This window comes from Mesorhizobium sp. GW821-FHT04C10 (assembly GCF_059420305.1).
This window is the reverse complement of sequence record NZ_JBWKTL010000001.1, coordinates 5,683,482-5,708,287: the sequence shown is the minus strand read 5'-3', so window position 1 is coordinate 5,708,287 and position 24,806 is coordinate 5,683,482. Positions and strand designations below refer to the sequence as shown.

Annotated in this window: 19 protein-coding genes; 3 read left to right on the top strand and 16 right to left on the bottom strand. The window is 64.0% G+C overall.

All coding sequences use genetic code 11. The annotated features are described in order from the left end of the window. Positions 1 to 57 precede the first annotated feature (57 nt). The 3 genes from AC07UC_RS27830 to AC07UC_RS27820 form a co-directional block, all read right to left on the bottom strand. Positions 58 to 822 (bottom strand): SDR family oxidoreductase, encoded by a 765-nt coding sequence (locus AC07UC_RS27830; protein WP_140769102.1) that lies wholly within the window; start codon positions 820 to 822, stop codon positions 58 to 60. A gap of 93 nt (positions 823 to 915) precedes the next feature. After that, positions 916 to 1,785 (bottom strand): DUF427 domain-containing protein, encoded by an 870-nt coding sequence (locus tag AC07UC_RS27825; RefSeq protein WP_494908065.1) that lies wholly within the window; start codon positions 1,783 to 1,785, stop codon positions 916 to 918. Positions 1,786 to 1,957: 172 nt separating this feature from the next. Further along, positions 1,958 to 3,613 carry an ABC transporter substrate-binding protein gene (locus tag AC07UC_RS27820; RefSeq protein WP_494908064.1) on the bottom strand — a complete coding sequence of 552 codons (1,656 nt, stop codon included), beginning with the start codon at positions 3,611 to 3,613 and terminating at the stop codon, positions 1,958 to 1,960. Positions 3,614 to 3,728: 115 nt separating this feature from the next. Between AC07UC_RS27820 and AC07UC_RS27815 the strand changes: the two genes are divergently transcribed. Then, on the top strand, positions 3,729 to 4,631 hold the full coding sequence (locus AC07UC_RS27815) for a LysR family transcriptional regulator (protein ID WP_494908063.1): 903 nt from the start codon (positions 3,729 to 3,731) through the stop codon (positions 4,629 to 4,631). A 37-nt stretch (positions 4,632 to 4,668) separates the two neighbouring features. On the opposite strand, the gene AC07UC_RS27810 is transcribed toward AC07UC_RS27815, so the two are convergent. The 9 genes from AC07UC_RS27810 to AC07UC_RS27770 all read right to left on the bottom strand — a co-directional run bounded on the left by AC07UC_RS27810 (position 4,669) and on the right by AC07UC_RS27770 (position 16,943). After that, positions 4,669 to 6,711 (bottom strand): ABC transporter ATP-binding protein, encoded by a 2,043-nt coding sequence (locus AC07UC_RS27810; protein ID WP_494908062.1) that lies wholly within the window; start codon positions 6,709 to 6,711, stop codon positions 4,669 to 4,671. Next, a complete protein-coding gene (locus AC07UC_RS27805; RefSeq protein ID WP_202323407.1) occupies positions 6,704 to 7,582 on the bottom strand; it encodes an ABC transporter permease in 879 nt (292 codons plus the stop codon). Before AC07UC_RS27805 ends, AC07UC_RS27810 begins: the two co-directional genes overlap by 8 nt. Further along, positions 7,579 to 8,532, bottom strand: coding sequence for an ABC transporter permease (locus tag AC07UC_RS27800; protein ID WP_081294671.1), 954 nt, complete (start codon positions 8,530 to 8,532; stop codon positions 7,579 to 7,581). The genes AC07UC_RS27805 and AC07UC_RS27800 overlap by 4 nt, the downstream gene beginning before the upstream one ends. A gap of 2 nt (positions 8,533 to 8,534) precedes the next feature. Further along, positions 8,535 to 10,895: a molybdopterin guanine dinucleotide-containing S/N-oxide reductase gene (locus tag AC07UC_RS27795; RefSeq protein ID WP_494908060.1), complete on the bottom strand. Its 2,361-nt coding sequence runs from the start codon at positions 10,893 to 10,895 to the stop codon at positions 8,535 to 8,537. A 134-nt stretch (positions 10,896 to 11,029) separates the two neighbouring features. Then, complete coding sequence (locus AC07UC_RS27790; protein ID WP_494908059.1) at positions 11,030 to 12,694, bottom strand: ABC transporter substrate-binding protein; 1,665 nt, start codon at positions 12,692 to 12,694, stop codon at positions 11,030 to 11,032. A gap of 266 nt (positions 12,695 to 12,960) precedes the next feature. Next, positions 12,961 to 14,145, bottom strand: coding sequence for a mandelate racemase/muconate lactonizing enzyme family protein (locus AC07UC_RS27785; RefSeq protein WP_494908058.1), 1,185 nt, complete (start codon positions 14,143 to 14,145; stop codon positions 12,961 to 12,963). Between the two features lies 1 nt (position 14,146). Beyond that, on the bottom strand, positions 14,147 to 15,250 hold the full coding sequence (locus AC07UC_RS27780) for a mandelate racemase/muconate lactonizing enzyme family protein (RefSeq protein WP_494908057.1): 1,104 nt from the start codon (positions 15,248 to 15,250) through the stop codon (positions 14,147 to 14,149). 56 nt (positions 15,251 to 15,306) lie between these two features. Next, positions 15,307 to 16,032 (bottom strand): GntR family transcriptional regulator, encoded by a 726-nt coding sequence (locus AC07UC_RS27775; RefSeq protein ID WP_494909000.1) that lies wholly within the window; start codon positions 16,030 to 16,032, stop codon positions 15,307 to 15,309. A 122-nt stretch (positions 16,033 to 16,154) separates the two neighbouring features. Beyond that, a complete protein-coding gene (locus tag AC07UC_RS27770; RefSeq protein ID WP_494908056.1) occupies positions 16,155 to 16,943 on the bottom strand; it encodes a HalD/BesD family halogenase in 789 nt (262 codons plus the stop codon). Between the two features lie 101 nt (positions 16,944 to 17,044). On the opposite strand from AC07UC_RS27770, the gene AC07UC_RS27765 reads away from it, so the two are divergent. Further along, complete coding sequence (locus AC07UC_RS27765) at positions 17,045 to 17,953, top strand: LysR substrate-binding domain-containing protein (protein WP_494908054.1); 909 nt, start codon at positions 17,045 to 17,047, stop codon at positions 17,951 to 17,953. Positions 17,954 to 17,997: 44 nt separating this feature from the next. Here the strand turns inward: AC07UC_RS27765 and AC07UC_RS27760 are convergent, their stop codons facing one another. Genes AC07UC_RS27760 through AC07UC_RS27750 form a run of 3 tightly spaced genes read right to left on the bottom strand, consistent with a single transcriptional unit; the run spans position 17,998 to position 22,589 of the window. Continuing rightward, entirely contained in the window at positions 17,998 to 19,152 is a 1,155-nt protein-coding gene (locus tag AC07UC_RS27760; RefSeq protein ID WP_140769079.1) for an efflux RND transporter periplasmic adaptor subunit, read from the bottom strand. A gap of 15 nt (positions 19,153 to 19,167) precedes the next feature. After that, complete coding sequence (locus AC07UC_RS27755) at positions 19,168 to 22,344, bottom strand: efflux RND transporter permease subunit (RefSeq protein ID WP_494908053.1); 3,177 nt, start codon at positions 22,342 to 22,344, stop codon at positions 19,168 to 19,170. Continuing rightward, the gene (locus tag AC07UC_RS27750; protein ID WP_494908052.1) at positions 22,338 to 22,589 is read right to left on the bottom strand and encodes a hypothetical protein; all 252 of its coding nucleotides are present in this window, start codon (positions 22,587 to 22,589) and stop codon (positions 22,338 to 22,340) included. Before AC07UC_RS27750 ends, AC07UC_RS27755 begins: the two co-directional genes overlap by 7 nt. Before the next feature lie 243 nt (positions 22,590 to 22,832). Here AC07UC_RS27750 and AC07UC_RS27745 point away from each other — a divergent pair, with 243 nt between their 5' ends. Next, positions 22,833 to 23,423, top strand: coding sequence for a TetR/AcrR family transcriptional regulator (locus AC07UC_RS27745; RefSeq protein WP_202323401.1), 591 nt, complete (start codon positions 22,833 to 22,835; stop codon positions 23,421 to 23,423). A gap of 312 nt (positions 23,424 to 23,735) precedes the next feature. On the opposite strand, the gene AC07UC_RS27740 is transcribed toward AC07UC_RS27745, so the two are convergent. Then, complete coding sequence (locus AC07UC_RS27740) at positions 23,736 to 24,758, bottom strand: LacI family DNA-binding transcriptional regulator (RefSeq protein WP_140769071.1); 1,023 nt, start codon at positions 24,756 to 24,758, stop codon at positions 23,736 to 23,738. Positions 24,759 to 24,806: the final 48 nt, after the last annotated feature.

The following is a 24,806-nucleotide window of genomic DNA, read 5'->3' as shown; positions in this document are numbered from 1 at the left end:
ATGCACAATTTCAGACTGCAGGCGAAGGCGAGTCCGATACGCGGCCGTTGAATAGTTCTACCAGCAGACGTAGCCTCCATCGACGATCAGATCGAGGCCGGTGACGAAGCTCGACGCGCGGCTGGCCAGGAACACCGTCGGCCCGACCATTTCCTCGGGCGCGGCCATGCGCCCCATCGGCGTGTCGCGCTTGAAGATCTTGATTTCCTCAGCCACCTCCGGCCGCTTGTTCATCGGCGTCAGCGTGTAGCCGGGACTGACGACGTTGACGCGCAATCCGCGATCGGCCCACTCCATGGCGAGGCTCTTCGACATGTGGATGACGGCGGCTTTCGAGGAGTTGTAGTGCGCCTGCGTCAGCCCCCGGTTGACGATGGTGCCGGACATCGAGGCGATGTTGATGATCGAGCCTTTGCGACGCGCCAGCATCTTGCGGGCTTGTGCCTGGCAGGACAGGAACACGCCGGCGACGTTGACCTCGTGCACCTTCTGCCATGTCTCCAGCGACAAGGTCTCGGACGGTTCCGAACCGGCGATGCCGGCATTGTTGACGGCGACGCTCAGCGCACCGAGTTCGGTCTCGACGCGATCGATTGCCGCCGCCAGATCGCTCTGCGAGGTGACCGTGCCGGTCAGCACCAAAGCCTTGCGCCCAAGTGCCGTGATCCGGTGCGCGGTTTCTTCCAGCCCGCCTTTCGATGCATGACCGAAACAGGCGACGTCGGCCCCTGCCTCAGCCAGTCCGATCGCGATTGCCTGGCCAATGCCGCTGCCGGCGCCAGTGACCAGCGCGACATCGCCGTCCAGCTTGAAAAGATCCATCGATAGCCCTCCCTGCCATAGGGAAGGTATGCGCGGAGCCGCCTTCCGATCAAGCGCTCGGCGCGCAAGCCGACAAGGGAGAGCGGGTGATGCCTAGAAATAGCCGCTCGAGGCAGCCGTGAATTCCTTCGGGATCTCGACGCCGTCGACCAGGATCTTGTCGACCAGTTCGTGGTGGAAGCAGACCAGGCCCTTGATGCGCTCGGCCTCGTGCACCGGCTCGGGATAGTACCAGACGAGGTTCTCGTGCCGCTTCTTGGGCGTCGTCACGTGATAGTAGTTGGAGATGCCCTTGTAGGGGCAGCGCGAAATGTAGCGGCTGTGCGTAAGCATATCGAGCCGCGTGTCGGAGATCGGCAAGTAGTGGCGCACCGGGTGGCCGGTTTCGAACAGGAAGACGCCACGGCGTGAATCGGCGACCTGCTCGCCGTCGAGGATGACCTGCACCCGCCGCGACGACGGCAGGCAGTCGACCCGGCGGAACGGATCGCGGGCATGGACGAAAATCTCCTCGTCTTCCTCATACCAGTGCGTCATCTTGGGCCAATAGAAGGACATGTAGTCCGACAGGTCAGGCGATCCTTTGACCGGATCGAGATAGCGCCATGCGGCATCCTCGACCAGCGTGATGCCGGTGTTCAGCGAATAATGCGTGGCGACGCCCTTGAACGGGCTCTCGGTCGTCGTCGTGCTGGGCAGCAGGAACTCCTCGCGCACATCGCTCATCGGGAAGTAATAGACCGGCAGATGGTCGGATTCGTAGAGCACCAGCGCCTTGGTCGTGTCGGCGACGATCATCGATCCCACCTGCACGCGCAGCCGCTTCTGCGTCGGCATGGTGAAAGCGACATAGCCGGGTTCCGACTCATACTGCACGATAGTGTCGAGCAGGGGGAAATGCGGTCCGCGACCGCGCAAATGAGGCTTGCGAATGGTAGTCTCCCGTTTCTTTTCTTTTGTCATCGAGCGTTGGCGCAAAGCGGGATGAACCTGGATTGAGCCATGGTGTCGGAGGGTTTCCGGGCGGCGGGTTTCTCGTGCATCGAGCGGCTCGAGCGATGGCCCCCCATCGCTCTTTGCAACCTGCCAGGGCATAGCCTCACCGCCCGAAACGCAGAATTGTCCAATCCGGCCTCTATCCCAGCGATACGCGATCGAGCAGCAACCCGGCGGCGATCGGCGGCAGGCCGCTGACATTCTTGCGCACCGGCACCAGCAGATCCGGGAAATAGCTGAAGATCACCGGCGTCTCGTCGAGCAGCAGTTTCTGGATGTCGGATGCCGCCGCGCGCTGCGCACCGATGTCGAGCGCCTTGAGATAGCTCGTGACCATGCCATCATAGGCCGGGCTCTTGAAATGCGCCGCGTTCCACGGGCCGTCGCTGACCAGCGGGCTCTTGAGGAAGACGTTGGGCACGCTGCGGTGCGCGTAGTCGGTGATCCCGAGCGGGCTGTCCAGCCAGTCCGACTGGCCGAACACCGCCTTGCCGTAATATTTGTCCTGGTCCTCGATGTTGAGCGCGATGCGGGCACCGATCTCCTTGGCGAAGTTCTGGAACAGCTGCGCGTAGCCCGGAATGTCGGAATAGCGCAGCGTCGTCAGGGTCATGTCCAAGCCGCTGGCGAGGCCGGCCGCTTCGAGCAGTTGCTTGGCCTTGGCGATATCCTGGACGCGTTGCGGCACGGATTTGTCGGTGGCGGGAAAGGCCGGCGCGAACGGGCTGTCATTGCCTGTCGCCGCCATGCCGCGGCAGAGGCCGTCGACCAGCTTGGAACGGTCGATGCTGAGCGCCAGCGCCTGGCGCACGCGCTTGTCGGTGAACGGGCCGGTGTCGCAGCGCATGTGGAGTTGGCGGTGCGCGGTCGAGGCGACGCGCAGCACGGTGATGTCCGGGCTGTTGAGCACCACCTGGCTGACATCGAGCGGCACGGCGTCGAGGACATCGACTTCGCCGGCCTGCAGCGCAAGGATGCGCGGCTGCACGTCGCCGTAGAACTTGAATTCGAGCCGGTCGGGCAGCGCCTTCTCGCCCCAATAGTCCTCGTTGCGCACGAAGGTGGCGCCGACCTTCGGCGTGTAGCTCTCCAGCCGGAACGGGCCGGTGCCTTCAAAGGTCTTTTCGTAGTCGCCCTTGTAGCTCGCCGGCAGGATGACGGCGTTGTAATTGTCGATCGACACCGAATAGGGAAAGCTGCCGTTCGGTTGATCGAGATGGAAGGCGACGGTGTGGTCGTCGACCTTCTGCGTGCCGCCCTTCGACAGCAGGCCCTTGAACACCGAAAGCGCGTTCGAAGCACCGTTGGGATCGGCCAGCCGGTCGAAGGTCGCGACCACGTCGTCGGCCTTGAAGTCCTCGCCATTGTGAAATTTCACGCCCTTGCGCAGCTTGAAGGTCCAGACACTGCCATCCGCGTTCGGCGCCCAGCTTTCCGCCAGCACTGGCTTCAAGGTGAGATCCGGCTGGGTGATGCAGAGAAATTCGGCGGTCTGGAAGACCAGCTGGTAGCTGCCGCTGTCATAATAGGTGACGGGATCGATGGCGCCGCCCGGCGTGGCGACGCCGGCGCGCACGGTGCCGCCCGGTTTGCCCTCGGCGCGGGCCTTTTGCGTGCCGAGGCCGGCAGCGGCGACAAGGCTGCCCAGGAATGGCAGGGAAAGGCCGAGAACGCTGCCATGGCGCAGGAAGTCGCGGCGGTCGAGCCTGCCGGCCAGCAATTCGTCGACAGCGGAATTTTCGATTGCTGTCAGATTTTTGCGGGCGGCGTCAATTGTCACGAAAGGCCTTGGCATGGCTGCATTCCTCGCTTGCCCTCGGGGGATCGGCCATTTAGGTCATTGTTGACCGCGACCGGAAAGCGATATTTTTTGATAGGGGTCATCGAAATTTTCGATGCGAGGTGTGGCCATGGATACCGAGAACCTGCGCAGTTTCCTGGAAGTCGCCGAACATGGCAGCTTCACCGTCGCGGCTGGCCGGCTCAACCTTGCGCAGTCCACCGTCAGCGCGCGGATCAGGGGGTTGGAGGAGCAGTTGGGGCGCCGACTTTTCGTGCGCGACCGCGACGGCGTCACGCTCACGCCGGCCGGCCGGCAGTTCCTGCCGCACGCCTCTTCCATCACCCGCACCTGGGAGCAATCGAGGCAGGATATCGCAGTTCCCGATGGCTATGACAGCCTGCTGCGGCTGACCGCTCCCGCCTATCTGTGGGAGCGCATCACTTCGCCATGGGTGGAGTGGATGCGCGCCAGGCGGCCGAACGTGGCGCTGCGGCTCGAAGGCAGTTTCCCGGATCTGGCGATCGACCAACTGGCGGAAGGCTTGCTCGACATCTGCATCCTCTATCTGCCGCGCCCGCATCCCGGCATCGTCTATGAGACGCTTGCCGTCGATCAGGTCGTGCTTGTCCAGCACGCCGCGCAGACGAAGCCATGGACCGAAAACTACATACTGATGGATTGGGGGCTCGAATTCCGCATCGAGCATGACCGCGCCTTTGCCGATATGGTCAAGCCGGCCATTTCAGCCGGGCTGGTCTTCATAGGCCTTCAGCACGTGCTGTCGCAGCAGGCGGCGGCCTATCTGCCGCTCAGCGCCGTCAGCGTCCATGTCGAACGCGGGGAAATGCGGCGCATCGACAACGCGCCGGTGTTCCAGCGGCCGATCTACCTTGCCTATCCTTCCAACCCGGTTTCGTCTGATGTGCTGGATGTCGCACTGACGGGTTTGCGTGCGTTGGCCAAGGATTGGGCCAAAGGCCAGGGCTTTTCGGAAGGTGACCGTTCGCTCGGCATGGCCGGCCAGGTGTAGCCGGCCGGCCCATGCGGTCATCTGCTGCGATGTCACGCTACGCCGGTTCGGCCACGAGCCCCTTCTGCAGCCTTGCCAGCTCCGCATAGGGGATATGGCAGCGGATGGAATGTCCGGGCTGTGCCTCGGCCAGTGGCGGCTCCTGCTGCTCGCAGATCGGGCCGATCTTGCGCGGGCAGCGCGTGTGGAACACACATCCCGAGGGCGGGTTGGTGGCGCTTGGGATCTCGCCGTCGAGCCGGATGCGTGCCGTCTCGGTCTGGTCAAGCTTGGGCACGGCCGACAGCAGCGCTTCCGTATAGGGGTGATGCGGCCCTGAGAAGACTTCCTCCGATGGCCCAATCTCCATGATGCGTCCGAGATAGAGCACGGCGATCTTGTCGGAGAGGTAACGCACCACGCCAAGGTCGTGCGAGATGAAGATGTAGCTGACGTCCTCCTTGGCCTGCAAATCGGCGAGCAGGTTGAGGATCGCCGCCTGGACGGAGACGTCGAGCGCGGAGGTCGGCTCGTCGCAGACCACGATGCGCGGATCGCCGGCGAAAGCACGCGCAATGGCGACGCGCTGCTTCAGCCCGCCTGAGAGCTGGCGCGGCTTGACGGCCAGATGCCGATCGGTGAGGCGTACCGAGCGGACTAGGTCGTCAAGGCGGGTCTCTTGCGCCTTGCCGGAGAGGCCAGCCAGCCGCTTCAAGGCGCGGCTAAGGATATGGCGGATCGAATGCGAGCGATTGAGCGCCGAGTCCGGGTTCTGGAAGACGATCTGCATCGCCTTGACCTGGTCGTCGCCACGGTTCTCCAGCTTCGGCGCCAGCGCCTTGCCCTCAAGCTCTATGCTGCCGCCATCGTCAGGCGGCACAAGGCCGAGCAGCAGCCTGGCGAAGGTGGTCTTGCCGCTGCCGGACTCGCCGACCAGCCCCAACGTCTCGCCGGGACGTAGATCGAGCGAGACATCCTTGACGGCGCGCAAGGGATGACCGTGGCTGGCATAAGTCTTGTTCAGCCCGGCGACGCGCAGCACCGGTGCGGTTGCCGGCTTGGGCGCTGCCGCCACATCGCTTGGTGTGGCGCGTGGCAAAGCTTGCGCCTTGTCGTGATGGAAGCAGCGCGACAGGCGCTTGCCTCGCTCGTCGCTCAAATCATAAAGCGGCGGCAATTCGGTGCGGCAGCGGTCGTCCGCCAAGGCACAGCGGTCGGCGAAGGCACAGCCCTTGATGTCCGCGCCGATACCCGGCAGGAAGCCCGGAATGGTGTCGAGCCGCCCCTGGTCCTTGCGCTGGCCGCCGCGCGGCAGGCAGCGCAGGAGTGCTACCGTATAGGGATGGCGCGGATCGTTGAAGACGACATCGGTCGGTCCTTCCTCGACCAGCATGCCGGCATAGAGCACGCCGACCCGGTCGCACATGTTGGACACGACGGCGAGGTTGTGGCTGATGAACAGGATCGAGGCCGACAGCTCCTGCCTGAGCTGCGCGATGAGGTCGAGCACCTCGGCCTCGACCGTCGCATCGAGGCCGGTGGTCGGTTCATCGAGGATCAGCATCGAGGGATCGTTGGCCAGCGCCATGGCGATCGCCACGCGCTGCTGCATGCCGCCGGAGAGCTGGTGCGGATAGCGCTGCATGACACCCGGCGGATCGGAGATGCGCACCCGGTTCAGCATGGCGATGGCGCGATCGGTGGCCGCCTGGCCCGTTATGCCGCCAAGCTCGAAGATCTCGGTCAACTGACGGCCGATGCGGATCGACGGGTTCAGCGCCTTGCCGGGATCCTGATAGACCATGGAGACGCTTTCGGCCCGCGCGCGCCGCAAGGCCTCGGCATCGAGCTTCATCACGTCCTGGCCGTCGAGCGAGATCGCGCCGCCCGATATCGAGCCGTTTCTTGGCAGATAGCGCACGACGGTGAGCGCGACGGTGGATTTGCCGCAGCCGGATTCGCCGACCAGCCCGTAGGCCTCGCCTTGCCCGATGTTGAGGCTGAGATTGCGCAGCACGGCGCGGTTGCGCCCCGCCACCCGGTAGGCGACCGACAGATCGGTGAGTTCGAGCGCGTTTTGCGCTTTCGCGGAGTTAGTCATTGAGCGCTCCATGAACGCCGTCGGCCACAAGGTTGACACCGATCACCAGCGAGGCGATGGCGAGTGCGTCGAACAGCACCGTCCACCAGAAGCCGCCGCCGATCATGCCGTAATTGCTGGAGATCGACAGCCCCCAGTCGGGTGAGGGCGGTTGGATGCCGAAGCCCATGAAGGAGAGTGTCGCGACCGCGAAGATGGCGTAGCCCAGCCGCACGGTGGTCTCGACCAGGATCGGCGGGATGACGTTGGGCAGGATCTCGACGAACATCGTGTGGAAGGCGCTCTCGTGCCTCAGCTGCGCGGCGGCGACGTAATCGAGTTCGCGCTCGGCCAGCACCGCCGAGCGCACGGTGCGGGCGATGATCGGCGCGAAGCTGAGCCCGATGACGACGATGACGGTGGCCTTGGAGGTGCCGAGCGCGACGATGGCCAGCAGCGCGACGATGACCACGGGGATGGCCATGAAGGCTTCCAGGATGCGGCTGACGACATCGTCGACAATGCCGCGGAAATAACCGGTGAGCAGGCCGAGTGCCGTGCCTGCGACCGTCGCCAGCAAGGTCGCCAGTGGCGCGACGGTGAGGATGTCGCGCGAGCCGACAATGACGCGCGAGAAGACGTCGCGGCCGATCTGGTCGGTGCCGAACCAATGTTCGGACGAAGGCGGCGCCAGCGCGTTGATGATGTCGTCGGCAAGCGGGTCGTAGGGTGCGAAGTGCTCGCCGAACAGCGCGCAGGCGACCCAGAACAGCACGATGAAAAGGCCGACAAGGAAGGTCCGCGAGCGCATGAGCGAGAAGAAGACTTCCGCCAGGGGACTGCGCCGGCGGGTGCCGTCCTGTGGGGGAGAGGTGGTCTGCACGGCGCTCATTGGTCTGACCCCAGCCGGATGCGTGGATTGAGCACGGAATAGAGGAAGTCGGCGATCAATGTCGCCACGGCATAGACGATGCCGATGGTCAGGATGCCCGATTCCAGCATCGGAAAGTCCTTGCCGCGCGCGGCGGTGAAGATCAGCGAACCGATGCCCTGGTAGCGGAACAGCGTCTCGATCACCACCAGGCCGCCGATGAGATAGCCGGTCTGGGTGGCGATGACGGTGATGGTCGGCAGCAAGGCATTGCGCAGCACATGGCGCCAGATCACCGTGCGCCAGGGCAGGCCCTTGAGCACCGCCGTTCTTGTATAGTCGGAATCGAGTGCCTCGATCATACCGGAACGCGCCATGCGCGCGATATAGCCGAACAGCACCAGGAACAGCGGCAGCGACGGCAGGATCAGATAATAGAGCTGCGTGAAGAAGCCGGCATCCTTGGGCCATGCCGCCGAGATCGGCAGCCAGCGCAGCCACACGCCGAAGATCAGGATCAGGATGATGCCGGTGACGAACTCCGGCAGCACGGTCACCGACAGGCCGCCAAGGCTGATGATGCGGTCGAGCGGGCGGTTGAGGTTGAGCGCGGCCACGACGCCGCCCAGAATGCCGATCGGCACCACCAGCACGAAGGCGACCGCCGCCAGCTTCATCGAATTGCCCAAGGCATCGATGACGAACGGCGCCACCGGCGAGCGGAAGATGTAGGACGTGCCCATGTCGCCGCGGACAAAATTCCAGATCCAGGTCGCATATTGGGTGAGCAGCGGGCGATCGACGCCCAGCGTATGATTGAGCGCGTCGACCGCGCGCTGGTCGGCAAACGGTCCAAGAATCGCACGCCCGACATTGCCGGGCAGAACCTGGCCGCCCAGGAACACCATGATGCTGAGCAGGAACAGCGTCACAAGCGACAGGGAAACACGCCGGGCAAAGAAGGAAAGAATGGCTAAGCCTCCTTGTGATGGGGCTGCGGTCCGGCCAGGCCGGGCACATCGGCTAAATGCACTGTGGCAGGCGGATCGAAGGCTGTCACCGGGGGGACGGCTCCGTCAAATCGAGATACCTCGACCAGCGTCGAATTGCAGGTCGGTGATTGGGCAAGGCGCGACGTTCCCCGGTCGGGCGTCAGCACGTTTGGATTGCCATGCTTTTCCAGACTGTGCGGCTGTCCCGGCGTGGAGGGGTCAAACCATGCACCGGTGGGCAACTGGACGACGCCGGGGATCAGGCCATCCGTCAGCACGGCGCCTGCCAGGCACGCTCCGCGATCGTTGAAGACGCGCACGACAGCTCCGTCCACGATACCGCGCGCTGCGGCATCCGCCCGGTTGATCCACAGCGGCGCGCGGTCCGACACCTTGCCTGCCCGGCTGACCGAGCCGTGATCGTACTGGCTATGCAGCTTGTCGGCGGGCTGCGGTGACAGGAGATGCAGCGGGAACCGGCTGGCAAGCTCGCTGCCCAGCCATTCCCTGGGCTCGCGCCACACGGCATGACCGGGACAGTCGTCATAGCCGAAGGAGTCGATCGTCTGCGAGAACAGCTCTATGCGGCCCGATGGCGTCGCCAGCCGATGGCGCTCCGGATCGGCGCGGAAGGAACCGAGCAGAGTCTGCGACGTCACCTGCCGGGCAAGGTCGGCGTGGCCGTCATGCCAGAAACGGTCGAAGGGCGGCATCCCGACGCCGGCCGCGTTCGCATTGTCCCTGGCCTGCTCGTAAAGCAACCGGATCCAGTCGCTGGCTGCGCGCCCTTCGGTGAAGGCCTCGCCGGTACCGAGCCGCGCCGACAGGTCGGCAAAGATCCGATAATCGTCGCGCGCCTCCCCAACCGGGTCGATCGCTTGCTTCATGGCGACGACGAGGTTTTCCCGGTTCGAGAAGGCGAGGTCGTTTCGCTCCAGCGGCGTGGTGACCGGCAGCACGATGTCGGCATGGCGCGCCGTCGCCGTCCAGAAGGGCTCGTTGACGATGATCGTTTCAGGCCGCCGCCAAGCCTCGACCAGTCGGTTCAGGTCCTGGTGATGATGGAACGGATTGCCGCCGGCCCAGTAGACCAGCCTGATGTCGGGATAGGCCATCGCGGCGCCATTGAATTCGAAGGAACCGTCCGGGTTGAGCAGCATGTCGGCCATCCGCGCGACCGGGATGAAGTCTGGAACCTGGTTCCTGCCTTGCGGCACGGATGGCCACCGGAATCCCATCTCCGGTCTTCCGGCGCCATTTGTCGATGAATAGCCGAAGCCAAGCCCGCCGCCCGGCAATCCGATCTGGCCGAGCAGCGCGGCAAGCGTGATCGCCGCCCAGTATGGCTGCTCGCCATGGTCGGCGCGCTGCAAGGACCAGCTCACCATCAACATCGTGCGCTTGGCGGCCATTTCCCTGGCCAGGGCGACAATCCTGCCCTCGGCAACGCCACTCAGGGCGGCGGCCCATGCCGGATTTTTCGGCTGGCCGTCGGTTTCTCCCAGGACGTAGGCCCGCACAGCCTCGAAACCGGTGCAGTAGCGCGCCAGGAATGCCTCGTCATGACGATGCTCGCTGAGGAGGACATGGCACAGGGCCAGCATCAGGGCGGTGTCGCTGTTCGGTCGCAGCGCCAGCCATTCGGTCTCGACGCCGCGCGGTGCGTCATCGCGCACGGGCGAGACATTGATCAGCCGGGCGCCGTTGGCAACAGCATTGCGCAAGGCCGTGGCGGCTTCGTGACGGGCCGCACCGCCGCCCTGTATCTGCGCATTGCGCCAGGGCAGGCCGCCGAAGGCGATGATCAGTTCGCTGTGCCGTTCGATCCCGTCCCAGGTGGAATGATTGCCCGTCAGGCCATCGGTCCCGCCAAGCACATGCGGCAGGATGATCTCGGCCGCGCCGTAGGAATAGCTGAGCACCGAGCTCGTATAGCCGCCGATCGTGTTGAGGAAGCGGTGGACCTGGCTCTGGGCATGGTGGAACCGTCCCGCGCTCGCCCAGCCATAGGAGCCGGCATAGATGGCGCTGTTGCCATGCGCGACGCGAACACGGTCCAGTTCGGACGCAACGATGTCCAACGCTGTTTCCCAGGAGACTTCGACAAAAGCCTCGCTACCGCGTCCGTCCTTGCCGCCGGACCTGTTCCCCTCCAGCCAGCCGCGCCGGATGGCGGGATGGGAGACACGCAGGTCGCCCTGCACGGTGCCGAGCATGGACTTGCCGATCGGCGATGGATCGGGGTCGCCGCTCCATGGTTCGACGCCGACGAGCCTGCCGTTCTCGGCACGGATTTCGTAGGTCCCCCAATGCATGGTGGTGAGCAGGGTCTCGGACTCCATGGGCTATGATCATTCGTCCCGCAACGCGAGGCTCCGCGTCAGGCCGGCGCGCAGCGCCTTGCCTCGGCCTGGCAGCGAAAGCGCCAGCCCCCAGTGGGGGCTGGCGGTCGCGGGATGGGCTTGTCTGCCTCCGCTTAGGCCTTCGACGCCTTTTCGAGGAACAGCTGCGACATGGCGGTCGGCTGTACGCCGGCCACGCCTTTCGCCGTCGCCGTCAGGTAGTCGTAGAAATAGCCGAAGATAACGGGCGTTTCCTCGAGCAGCAGCTTCTGGATCTTGCCGGCGTCGGCCTTTTGAGCCTCGAGATCAAGCGCCGCGATGTAGCTGGTCGCCAGCGCGTCGTAGTCGTTGTTCTTGAAGTGCGCCGCGTTCCAGGTGCCATCGCTCTTCAGCGGGGCAGCGAGATAGACATTCGGCACGCCGCGGTGGCCATAGTCGGTGATGCCCATCACAGAATCCAGCCAGTTCGATTTGCCGAACACCGCATCGCCGTAATAGGCGCTCTGGTCGAGGATGTTGAGCTCGAGCTCGATGCCGATCTCCTTGACCCAGTTCTGGATGAGCTGGGCATATTCGGGGATTTCGAGGTAGCGCTCGGTGGTCAGCGTGATCTTGAAGCCCTTGCCGACGCCCGCCGCTTCCATCAGCTGCTTGGCCTGCGCGATGTCCTGCTTGCGCTGCGGCACGCCGGTATCGGTCGACGGGTAGACCGCTGCGAACGGGCTGTCATTGCCCGCCACGGCGCGACCCTTCATCAGGCCGGCGACCAGCTTGTCGCGATCCATGCTGAGCGCGATGGCGCGGCGCACGCGCGCGTCCTTCAACGGACCGTCGTCGCAGCGCAGGTGCAGTTGCTGATGCGCCGAGGACTTCAGGCTGATGATGTCGACGCTCGGATCGCTGAGCAGAGCGACGCCGGCCAGGACCGGCATCTGGTTGATGATGTCGACCTGGCCGCCTTGCAGGGCCAGGATCATCGGCTGCACATCGGTGAAGAAGGTGAATTCCGTGCGATCGGGCAGGGCCTTCTCGCCCCAATAATTCTCGTTGCGAACGAAGGATGCGCCGACTTTCGGCGTGTACTTCTCGACCTTGAACGGCCCGGTGCCGTCGAAGCTCTTCTCGTAGTCGCCCTTGTAGCTCGCCGGGATGATGACGGCGTTGTAATTGTCCGATGACAGCATGTAGGGGAAGTTGCCGTTCGGCGCGTCGAGGTGGAACTCCACCGTGTAGTCGTCGACCTTCTTGCTGGCGCCTTTCGACAGGATGCCGGTGAACACCGACAGCGCGTTGGACGAGTTTGCCGGGTCGGCAAGGCGGTCGATGCTGGCCACCACGTCCTCGGCCTTCATCTCGCCGCCCGAGTGGAATTTCACGCCCTTGCGCAGCTTGAAGGTCCACACCGAGCCGTTGTCGTTCGGCTTCCAGCTTTCGGCCAGCGCCGGCTTGAGCACGAGGTCCGGGCCATCGACGCAGAGGAACTCGGCAACCTGCTGCATGACCAGCAGGCCGCCGGCGTCGGCGATGGTGACCGGGTCGATGGCTGCCGCCGGCACGCTGCTGGCGACGCGGATGGTGGCGCCGGGCGCGCCCTGGGCGCGGGCGAGCGACGGCATGCCACCAAGGCCGGCGGCCGTGGTGATGCCGCCCAGGAGTGGCAGCGACAGGCCGAGCAGGCTGCCGTGGCGGATGAAGTCGCGGCGGCTGACGCGGCCGTCGACGAGACCGTCGATAAGGTGATTTTCGAGCGGCGAGCGGTTGCGCCGGATCAGGTCGAGAATGCGGTAGTTCTTGCTCATGGGTTTAACCCTTTCCCCTTGTTTCTTATGGCTGAAGAATGCACTTGCGGTTGACGAAATTCCGTGGAGTTCTCCTGTCCCGGCCATCAACGAAGTCGGTCGACCGGGACTGTAGCATGCTGTCTTTTCTGGTCCATCCGATCCTTGCGGCGCAGGGGTCAGATTTTCTTGAGGCAAATGCTTCCACCCGTCAGGTGCTGCCTTGGCGATGCAAATCGCTGCGGCGGACCCTTGTTGTCGGCTAGTCTCCTTTCCTTCTCTGTCTCCTAGTTCAGCGGCAGGCGGCGATATGTTCCGGGCTTTGCCGGGTCGTGATATTTGTTGCACGGGCCGTTCTCGGTGAAGTCGCGATGGCAGGCGGCGAGGTTTTTCCGCGACAAGGTAACGCCGAGACCGGGGCCTTCCGGCACGCGCACGACGTTGTTCCTCGGCGAAAACGGCCCTTCTTCGGTGATGTCCATCGGCTGCATGCGAAACAGCGACTGGTTCGGCTCCCGGATCCAGCCGAGCGCCGCGCACAGATGCAGATAGGCCGCGCTGCCGATGCCGCTGTCGCCGCTGTAGCACCAGAAATCGACGCCGGCATGTTCGCAGGCGCCGACGAAGCGCAGCAGGCGGCCGATGCCGCCATGCGCTGTCGGATTGCCGACGAAGGCGTCAGGAACCTTGAGGTCCATGGCGCGCGCGATATCGATGTTGTGGGTCGAGAACGGGATCGAGCAATGCTGCCGCAACTGCCGCATCTCCTCGATCGTCGCCACGGGATCCTCCCAGTTGCGCACCCCGAGGTCTTCGAGCGGCCGCGCCAGCCGACGCGCCGTGGCCAGCGAATAGGCCTGGTTGGAATCGATGCGGATCATCGCCTCGTCGCCGAGTTTTTCGCGGATCAGCTCGACCATTCTCAGCGAGACTTTCGGGTCCTCGGTCGAGAATTTGCCTTCGAAGAAGGTCGTGCCGTGCGTCTCGTTGAGTTCGACGCAATAGTCGGCGACTTCTTCAGGCGTCGTCTCACCCTTCACCTTGGGCCCGTCGCCGCGCAGCGAAAAATAGTCGGTGAACGGGATGTCCTTGCGCACGGCGCCGCCGAGCAGCTGGTAGAGGGGCTGCTTCCACGCCTTGCCGCGCAGATCCCACAACGCCATCTCGATGGCGCCGAAGGCCATGATGCGGGTGCGATCGTTGATCGACTGCACGCCGGTCCAATAGGGCAGGCAGACATATTCGGCGCCGGCGATGTCGAAGGCATCGCGTCCAACCAGGCGCTCGGCCAGGACATCGTTGATGATCGTGGCTGCCGCCGGCGTCGGCGCTTCGCCGAGGCCGATCAGCCCATCTTCGGTCTCGACCTCGACAATGGTCTGCGAAAAGCCGTCGAGCTCGCCAAAGACCCAGCCATAGGGCGCTTCGAGGCGAAGATTGATCGGCGTGGCCTTGATGCTGCGGATTTTCATCTCAGCCGATCTCGAAGAAAGGCTTGCCGAGCAGGCTCGGGTCCACGTCGATGCCGAGGCCAGGCCCATCCGGAATGCCCATATGGCTGCCGGTGACCGGCGGGGCGTTGAAGGCCGTGCGCACCGTCACCCATTCATGGAAGGCAATGGCATGCAATCGCCGCTCTTGCGGTGTAGACAGCGACAGATGTGCCATCGCCGCCGTGTCGATCTCGGCGCCGCCTGTGTCCTCGACCGTGATCATGAAACCGAGGTCGACGGCGACGTCGCGGATCTGCCGGGTCCTGGTCACGCCGCCCAGCCGCGAGATTTTCAGCGTCAACCCGTCGGCCGCGCCCAGGCGGTGGATCTCCAGCATCTCTTCCAGCGACGTCACGGATTCGTCGAGCACCATCGGCTTGTCGAGCATGCGGCGCACCGACATGTTCTCCTCGATCGTCGTGCAGGGCTGCTCGAACGTGTAGTCTATGCCACGCGTGGCATCGGCGAACTGCCGTGCCTGATAGGGTGTCCAGCCGGCATTGGCGTCGCAGAAAATCACCGTACCTTTCGGCACGGCAGAGGCGACCGTCGTTACCCGCTCGATGTCGTCGTGCACATTGCCGCCGACCTTGACCTGCAAACGGCGACAGCCCTCGGCGATGATCCTTTTTGCCAGTGCCGCCATCTGGTCGAGCGTGCCGTGGGTGACGACCCGGTAGGTCTCCGCCATATCGCTCTCGCGGCCGCCGAGCATGGTCACCAGGGGCACGTCGGCGGCGCGTGCGGCCAGGTCCCAGCAGGCCATGTCGAGCGCCGATTTGATGTAGGGATGGCCTTTGAACACCGTGTCCATCAGCCGGCCGATGCTGGCCAGCCCGCGCGGATCCTGGCCGATGAGATGCGGCGCGATCTCCGGCACGCCCGCGCGTGTCCCCGCCGGAAACGCGGCCGAGTAGAAATTGCCGAGCGGCGCCATCTCGCCCCAGCCGGTCACGCCGCTATCGGAAGTGATGGCGACGATGACCGCGTCGAAGCAGTCGGCGACCCGCCCCTTGGACATGCGGTAGGGGCCGTCCACGAAGGGCTGAACAACATGGTAGGCCTTGATGGATTTGATCTGCACTATTGTCTGTCCGTTGTGGGTGATTTCAGGAAAGCATCGCCGTGGCGGCGAAGCCCTCAGCCGTTGTTGTTCCGTCCGGCGCGATCGGCCTTGGCGCCCTTCGATTCCCGTTGCTCCAGCCCGCGCGCATAGGCGAGCAGTTCCTCGAAATCGATGTCGATATGTTCGCGGGCATAGCGCTGGGCGGCGCGCATATCCTTGCCTTTCATGAGCCGCACATAGGTCTCGTGCATGTCCTCGACCGGCACCGGCTCGTTGCGGGCATGCAGATGGAGCGCGAAATACATCTGCAGCCGGCTGGTCAGCCGCTGCCAGGTTTCCAGCAGCACCGAATTGTCGGCCCATTCGTAAATCAGTCCGTGCAGTTGCAGCGCGGTCTCGATCTGGCGCGTGGTGTCGAGAGCCCGCGTCGCTTGCTTCACCGCCTCATGGCGCCGGTCGATCTCGTCGAAGAAGCGCTGGTCGCGCAGAGACCAGGTGCGCTCGATGGCGAATTCGTCCAGAACCTTGTTCAACGAATAGGCATCGTCGATGTCCTTGGCGGTGACGTCGACGACGAAGGTGCCGGCGTAGGGAATGCTGGCGAGGAGACCTTCCTGCACCAGTTCGCGCATCGCCTCGCGCAATGGCGCGCGGCTGACCCGCATCTGCTCGGAAATCCTGAGCTCGTTGAGCTTCTGGCCGGGCTCCAGTTGGCCGGTCAGGATCGCGCGCCGCAGCAGCGCCACGATCTCGGCACGGCGCGTGGTGTCGGCAATCGGGCTGAACTCCGTCTTCACTATCCGGCCCACTCCAGCGAGAACAGACCGCAAGACAATCAGATTGTCGACAATCTAACAAGGTCTCATTTTCGGATTTTTTCTCGGCGCCAGCCAAACCCGACCCGGATGGGGTGGAAGGCGGCTCAGGCCGCCCGGCCGTAGAAGCCGACCCGTTCCTCGGCGCTGAACATCACGCCGGGTTTCTCGTAATAGGAGAACACCGCGATCATGCGCTCGCGTTCGCCTTCGACGGTGGTGACACGGTGCGCGGTGTTCTTGCCGCGGAAGACATTGAGCGTACCGGGCTTCATGCGCAGGATTTTTGCGTCGGGATCTCGCCCTTCGAGCAGCCGGGCGACACCGTCATAGTTTGGATCGTCGTCCGAGCGCAGATCGGTGCGGTATTCGAGGTCGCCGCCACTCTGCGCCTGCTGCAGCAGAAGCGTCGTGGTGAATTCCGAGCGGTCGAAATGCCAGTTCAGCGCCTCGCCGGCGCGATAGGCCATGACATTGGTGCGGGCCAGCGGATCCTGCATGACATGCAGTTCTGTCTTGCCCATCGTCGCCGCCAGGAAACGCACAAGCGGCTCGTACTCGTAGATGGCAAGCACGGTGCTGCCGGGAAGCTGGTCGGCACAGACAGTGTGGCTGATGGTCTCGACCTTGCGCAAAGCGGGGTGGTCAGGCGCCAGTTCGGGGATGCTGGGCTTGAAGTAGATGTTGTGCATGCGCTTGTGGACGTGGGACTGCGTGTCCATGACCGGCTTGATTTCCCGCACCGCCTGTTCGGCGACGCCGGGCCGCAAAAAACCTTCGAGATTGAACATGCCGTCGGCCTTGAGCGCTACGACGGACTGTTCGACGAGGCGCTTCCAGTCGGCGCTGCCTTCGCGGTCGAGCGGATAACGGTCGAGATCGAGAATGTCCTTCATGTCGTGTGCTCCTTGGGCTGGGCACAGAGAACGGCAAAAAATTCTTTCCCTCAACGCGGAAAATTATTACGACTGACCAAGAAAATCTTATGGAGCTTGGCATGGAAAGACTGCCGCCGCTGAACGCGATCAAGGCCTTCGAGGTCGCCGCTCGTGCCGGCAGCTTCACCCTGGCCGCGAGCGAGCTTGGCGTGTCCTCGGCGGCGGTCAGCCAGCAGATCCGCAATCTCGAAACCTGGTTCGGCAAGCAGCTGTTCGTGCGCACAGGCAACCGCATCACGCTGACCGACGCCGGCCACGCCATTTACCCACAGACCGCGCGTGCGCTTGGCGACATCGCCGCCATCGGCCAGCGCATGCTGGAAGGCGGCCTGAGAACGCGTCTGGTCGTCAGCGTGCCGTTTTCGCTGGCAGAGCTATGGCTGGCGCCGAGGCTGGCTACGCTTCTCGATGCCTTTCCGCACATGGCGATCGACGTGCGCGCGGAAGACGATCCGATTGATCTGATGCGCCAGAATGTCGATCTGCGCATTTCCTATGGCGACTATCACTATCCCGGCTTGCGGATGATCCGCCTCGTCCATGACGATGTGCTGCCGGTCTGCGCGCCGGAATTCTGGCACCGGCACGGTAATGGTGATCCGGGGCTCACGGACCTGCATGAGAGCCTGTTCATTCACACCAATTGGGGTCCTAACTATGCCTCGCACCCAACCTGGGCCGACTGGTTCGCGGCATGCGGCGCGAGCCGCTCGCCAGACCCGTCGCATGGGCGCCGCGTCGGCCTGTCCAGTCTGGCGATTGCCTCGGCGAGGCTCGGCCTGGGCATTGCCCTTGGCCAGCGGGTGATGGCGCAAGCCGATCTGGAGGCGGGCCGCCTGATTGCGCTTTCCACCGTTTCAGTGCGCCTCGGCCATCCCTATTGCGCCTTCATGCCGCCGGCCAAAGCCGATCGCGCCGATGTGGCCGCTCTTGTCGGCCTGCTCGTGAAAACGGCGCCCGCGACCTGAGAAAAGGTCGAGGGCGCCGCGCGGAAACCGGGCCTGCGGGGGATTCAGGTAGCCGGTTTCTGTGGCAGTGGCGAGATCGGCATTCCGGGTCCGATCTTCTGCAGATTGCCTGTGATGATCTGGTCGCCTTCGGCGACGCCGCTCAGGATGGCCACCAGATCGCCGTTGGTCGGGCCGAGAGAGACCAGACGCTGGTCGACCGTGTTGCCCTTGCCGACGACATAGAGATATTTGCCGAGCTGGCTCGAACCCAGCGCGGTCTGTGGCACCATCAGCGCATCAGGCTGCTGCCTGATATGCAGCCGCACGCGGACATACTGGCCAGGCATGAGCGTGAACTTCGCATTACCGATGGTGGCGCGTGCGGTGATGGTTCCGGTCGAATGGTCGACCGTGTTGTCGATGAAGGTCAGTTCGCCCTTCTGGCTGGTCTCGGTCTCGCCCGGAAGCAGAACCTCGACCTCGATCGGGCCGGCCGCGCGGGCCTGCTCGATCTCCGCCAGATCCGTCTCGCTCGGATTGAAGGTGACATAGATCGGGTCAAGCTGCACCAGCGTGTTTAGCACCGTGCCGGCGACGCTGACCAGCGTTCCGACCGAAGCCTGATTGCGGCCCAGGCGCCCGGTGAACGGCGCATGGATCTCGGCATAGCTCAGATTGAGCTCCGCTGTGCGCACCGCTGCCTGGTTGAGCGCCAGCGACGCCTGCGCTTCGCGCAAGGTGCTTGTGCGCTGGTCGAAGCTGTCCTTGTCCAGGTAACCGCTCTTGGCGAGCTCGGTGCCGCGGCCGAGATTGGAACGCGCATAGTCGAGCGTCGCCGTATCGCGCTGCACCTGGGCTTTCGCCTGGTCGAGAGCTGCCTGGAAGTCGTCGGGCGAGATCTTGTAGAGGAGGTCGCCCTGCCGCACATCGGCGCCATCTTGCGCGGTCTGTTCCTGCAGATAGCCCGGCACGCGCGCTTGCAGGGTGATGCTGCGGATCGGCTCGATGCGGGCAGCATAGTCGAGATAGATCGGGATCGTCTTCTTGACGACGCTTGCCACCGGCACCGGCATGACGAATGCCGCTGGAGCCGGCGTCGCCGCTCCCGCCGTGGCGCCGCTCAACCTGAGGTTACCCATGTCGAGCAGATGGACGCTGGCCACCGAGATCGCGCCCAGTGCGACAGCCGTTCCTAACGCGATTTTCCATTTACGCATGATTAGTCTCCAATCTTATTCGGCCGCTTCCGCCAGGGGAGGGAAGGCGGGTTCGGCAGTTGGTTCAGTGTGCTTGGAGGCGGGCTCGCCGCTTTCGCGGCGCTCCCGCAGTTGTTCTATGACCGCGTAGAAGACCGGCACGAACACCAGCGACAGGATGGTCGCGGCGACCATGCCGCCAAACACGGTGGTGCCGATCGACTGACGGCTCGCGGCACCGGCGCCAGTGGCGAACATCAGCGGCAGTACGCCGAGGATGAAGGCGAAAGCCGTCATCAGGATCGGCCGCAGCCTGAGCCGCGCGGCTTCCATCGCCGCCTCGACGATGCTGAGGCCCTCTTCGCGCCGCCGTCTTGCGAACTCGACGATCAGGATCGCGTTCTTCGCCGCCAGGCCGATCAGCATGACGAAGCCGATTTGCGAGTAGACGTCGATCTGCATACCGCGCAGCAACAGGGCTACGAAGGCGCCGAACAGGGCCAGTGGTACCGCCAGCAGCACCATGAACGGCATCGCCCAGCTCTCATACTGCATCGCCAGGATCAGGAAGACGAAGACGATGGCCAGGCCGAAGACGACCGACGCGATCGATCCTGCCTTGAGCTCCTGGAAGGTGATGCCGGTCCATTCGAAACCGAAATCCCTGGGCAGCGCGGTGGCAGCGGCTCGTTCCATTGCGGCGACCGCCTGGCCTGAAGAGAAGCCGGGGGCAGCGCCGCCATTGATCGTGGCCGAGGCGTTGTTGTTGTAGTGCGGCACGGTTTCCGGGCCGACGAACGGCACCAGCTTGCCCAACGTCGAGAGCGGCACCATGCCGCCTGAGGCATTGCGCACATAGAGCCGTGAAATGTCGGAGGCACCCGCACGTGCATCCTTGTCGGCCTGGATGGTCACCCGGAAAGTGCGGCCGAACAGGTTGAAGTCGTTCACGTAGAGGGAGCCGAGATAGATCTGCAGCGTGTTGAAGACGTCGGGCAGGTTGAGACCGAGCAGTTTCGCCTTGGCCCGGTCGAGGTCGTAGTTGAACTGCGGCGTCGAGGTCGAGAACGGCGAGAACAGCTGCTGCGGATTGATTTCCGGCTGCTTGCGCGCCTCGGCGATCACGGCTTGCGTCGCGTCGTTGAGGGTCGTGCTGCCGCGGCCGGTGAGGTCCTCGACGACGAATTCGAAGCCGCCCGTGGTACCAATACCCGGGATTGAAGGCGGATCGAAGCTCAGCGCGAAGGCTTCCGGAATCTGCATCAGCTTGCCACGTACATCGGCGACGAGCTTGGACGCGCTCTGGTCGGGGCCACGCTCTTCCCATGGCTTCAGGATGGCGAATTCAACCGCCGAGTTCGATTGCGCCGCACTGGTCAGGAAGTTCAGGCCGCTGATCGAGCCGACGATGTCGACGCCGGGTGTCGCCTGCAATATGTCGCGCGCTTTCTGGGCCACCGCGTCGGTGCGCTCCAGCGAGGCACCATCGGGCAGCTGGATGACGACGAAGAAGTAGCCCTGGTCCTCGACCGGAAGGAAGGTCGACGGCAGCTTCTGCCAGACGAAGTAGGTTGCCACCAGTCCGGCCGCGAACAGGCCGAGCATGATCCAGCGCAGCCGGATGAGGATGCGCACGCCGTGGGCATAGGCATGTGACGCCTTGTCGAAGCCTGTATTGAACCAGCGGAACGGGGCGAACTGCGTCTCGCCGCGATGGCGCAGGAAGGCAGCACTGAGGGCCGGACTGAGCGTCAGCGAGTTGAAGGCCGAGATGCCGACCGAAATCGCCACCGTCAGCGCAAACTGATTGTAGAGCTTGCCGGAGACGCCGGGAATGAAGGCGACGGGCACGAAGACGGCCATCAGCACCGCCGTGGTTGCGATGATCGGTCCGGTGACCTCGGCCATCGCGGCTTTGGTCGCCGCCAACGGTTTGAGGCCCGCCTCCAATTGTCGTTCGACGTTTTCGACCACCACGATCGCGTCGTCGACGACGAGGCCGATGGCCAGCACCATGCCGAGCAGGGACAGCATGTTGAGCGAGAAGCCCATCATCTCCATGACGACCATCGTCGCCACCAATGACACCGGAATGGCGATGGTCGGGATGATGGTCGTGCGCCAGCTCTGCAGGAAGACGAACACCACGGCGACGACCAGCACCAAGGCTTCGCCGAGCGTGATCAGCACGTCATGCATCGAGGCCGACACGAAGCGCGTCGTGTCGTAATGCATGGCGTATGAGACGCCCTTGGGGAAACGTGCCGACAGCTCCTGCATTTTGTCCTTGACGTGCTGCTGCAGATCGAGCGCGTTGGAACCGGGCATCTGGTAGACGGCGAGCACGACCGTCGGGTCCTTGCCGAAGAAGGCCGAGGACGAATATTGCAGGGCACCGAGTTCGATGCGGGCCACGTCGCGCAGCCGCACCAGCGAGCCGCTGTCGGTGTTGGCGCGCACGACGATGTCGCCGAACTCCTTAGGGTCGCTCAGGCGGCCGACGGCGTTGACCTGCATTTCGAAGGCGGTGCCGGCCGGCGCCGGCGACTGGCCGATCTTGCCGGCCGCGACCTGGACGTTCTGCTCCGAGATTGCGTTCTGGACGTCGACCGCGGTGATGCCGAGATTGGCGAGCTTGTCGGGATCGAGCCAGACACGCATCGAATAGCGCCGCTCGCCGAAGATCTGCACGTCGCCGACGCCGGGCAAACGCTTCAGCGGATCGACGACCTGCAGATAGGCGAGGTTGCTCAACGCCACCGGGTCAACCGATTTGTCGGGCGAGGTCAGGTTGACGATGAGAACGAAATTCGGGTTCTGCTTTTTGATCGTCACGCCGCCCTGGTTGACGATCGCCGGCAGCGACGAGGCCGCCTGCGAGACGCGGTTCTGGACGTCGACGGCGGCCGTGCTCAGGGAATAGCCGACATCGAAGGTGATTGTGATGGTCGAGGAGCCGTCATTGGAACTCGTCGATGACATGTAGGTCATGCCTTCGACGCCGTTGATCTGCTGCTCCAGCGGCGTCGTCACCGTATCGGCGACCACCTGCGCGCTGGCGCCCGGATAATGGGCGCTGACCACCACCTGGGGCGGTGTGATGTCGGGAAACTGCGAGACCGGCAGCAGGAAATAACAAATCGTCCCGGCGAGCACCATGATGATGGCGATCGACGAGGCGAAGATCGGACGGTGAATGAAAAAGTTTACCACGACACACATGCCTCGCCGGCTGCTCTTGCCCGCCCGAAGGCACTGGCAACCTTGGACAACTGGCCGTGCCCGTCACGGGAAGCTTCCCGTGAACGCAGCAACGGCACCTCGCGACGCTGCCCATCGGCAAGCGAGCGAAGCATTTTCTCGAAAGCGCGGGGGTCGACCCCATCTGCTTTCATGACCAGCCGGATCATCGGATCCCGGACGGCCTCATCTATGGTAAGATCGCGGCGCTGTGGCATTGGCCGGCTCCTTGTCTGTCGATTCGCAGCCCATGCTCGCGAACCGTTTTCATTTCTTCACCGGCCGAGGCCGCATGATTGGCAGTTTCTCGTCCCTCTCATCTGGCAGGACCAGTTCACGGCCTTGTTATTGACGACGGACGACATAGGTGTTACCAGTAAGTAACATGCTGGAAGTTACAGACCGGTAACACCCTAGTCAAGGGGTGGCCGAGGGTTTTTTGGAAACGAAAGGAGATCATGATGACAGACGGCGTCGTGGAGCGCTCTCGTCCCCGGGATCGAATCCTCGAGACGGCACGCGACATGTTCCACAAGCACGGCATCAAGGGCGTCGGCGTCGACGCCATTACCGAAGCTGCCGGCACGAACAAGATGACGCTCTATCGTCACTTCGAATCCAAGGACGAGCTGATCGTCGAGTGCCTGCGCGCCAACGCGGCCAAGGCCGGCGCCATGTGGGACGCGTTCGAGGCCGAATTTCCTGGCGACAAGCTCGCGCAGTTGCATGCCTGGGTGCGTAAGGCGGCCGCGATGCTCAATGCTGACGGCCGTGGCTGCGACATGGCCAATGCCGCCGCCGAGCTGACCGAGCCGGACCATCCAGCCAGGCTGGTGATCAAGGAACTCAAGGAGGCTCAGCGCGAGCGCCTCGTGACGTTGTGCCGGGATGCGGGCATTGGTCAGGCCGAACTGCTCGCCGACACGCTGTCGCTGCTGTTCGAGGGCGCGCGTGTCAGCGTGCAGACGGTGGGCGCCGAAGGTCCGAGCACGCAGTTCGTGCGCATGGCCGAAGGGCTGATCGTTTCCTTCCGGGGCACCGCCGCCGGTTGAGTTCCGCCGCCTCTGTCGGTGGTTTGCCGGTCATATGACCGAGGCGATGCCGTGCGCCCTTTGGCGTCGGCTGTGCCGCTACTCCTGATGGCTGAACGAAAAAAGCCCGCTGCCGGGAGGAGGTGGCAGCGGGCTCGATTTCGAATGTGGTGCGGGAGGAGGTGCACCCCATTCAGCGTCGGCATCGCATCTGGGAGGAGTAGATGGCCGACAACCAGAAGCTACGAGTTGCCCAATGATTCGGCAACAATGAATTGTGCATAGCTGCTGTGCAGATTTGCCGTGCCGCCCGCAAAGCGGGGAAATGCGTTCTCATTGCACCGGAACGTTTTCCCGGAAGATCAGTCGTGGCTCGATGAACTTTCGCGTCAGGTAGGGGGCCGATGAGGCAATGGAGCCCAGCAGGCGAATGACCGACTGTTCGGCGATCAGCCTGGCGTTCTGGTCGATGACGACATCGGCGAGGTCGTCGACGAGGTAGCCGCGCGTTTCTCTCGTTAGGTCGTGACAGATGAAGACCGGCTTGCGGTTGGGCCTGGCTTCCCGGATGGCTTTTGCAACGCCGGAGCGTCCGGCCCCGACACAATAAATGCCGAGCAGTTCCGGTTCGTTGTGCAGCGCCTTCATGGTTTCGGCATAGCTGGCATCCGGCTCATCGTTGATCTCGACGGCACTGGTCACGGTGAGGTTGGGAAATTCCTCGCCAAGCACGGAGCGAAAGCCCATTTCACGCTCCTCATGGCCGCGATAGGAGCGCGAGCCGACGACCATCGCAAGATGGCCCTCGCGGCCGCCGAGGAAGCGTCCCATCAAGAGCGCGGCGGTCCGTCCCGCCACGCGGTTGTCGATGCCGACATAGGCCGAGCGGGGAGCGGCCGGAATATCGGACACCAGCGTCACCAGGCGGATGCCGGCGTCGACAATGTCGCGCAGGATGTTGCGGGTTCGCGGATGGTCGATGGCGATGACACCGACGCCATTGGCCCTCAGCGACAGGTTCTCGACGGCGCTCTGCAGCGCATTGGGCGCGATGCCGGCGAGGTTGTGGATCCGGCAGGAGGCGACCAGCGGCAGGCGCGATGCATAGTCCTCGATGTGTCTTGCCAGATCCTGCATGAAGGCATTGCTGCCGATCGGCAGGAAGAATTCGAGGTTTGCAGGTTTCGAGGGAAGCGTCACCTGATCGGCGACCGGCAGATAGCCGAGCTGCTTGGCGGCCTCCATGACGCGCTGCCGGTTTGCGGCGCTTGCTCCCGGCCGATTGTTGAGCACCCTGTCGACCGTCGCGGTCGAGAGCCCGCAGTTCCTGGCGATATCGGAGACCGTGGCCTTCATGCCGTAACCCTATGCGCCGATGCGGTGGCGCGCCAGACAAGCGATTTG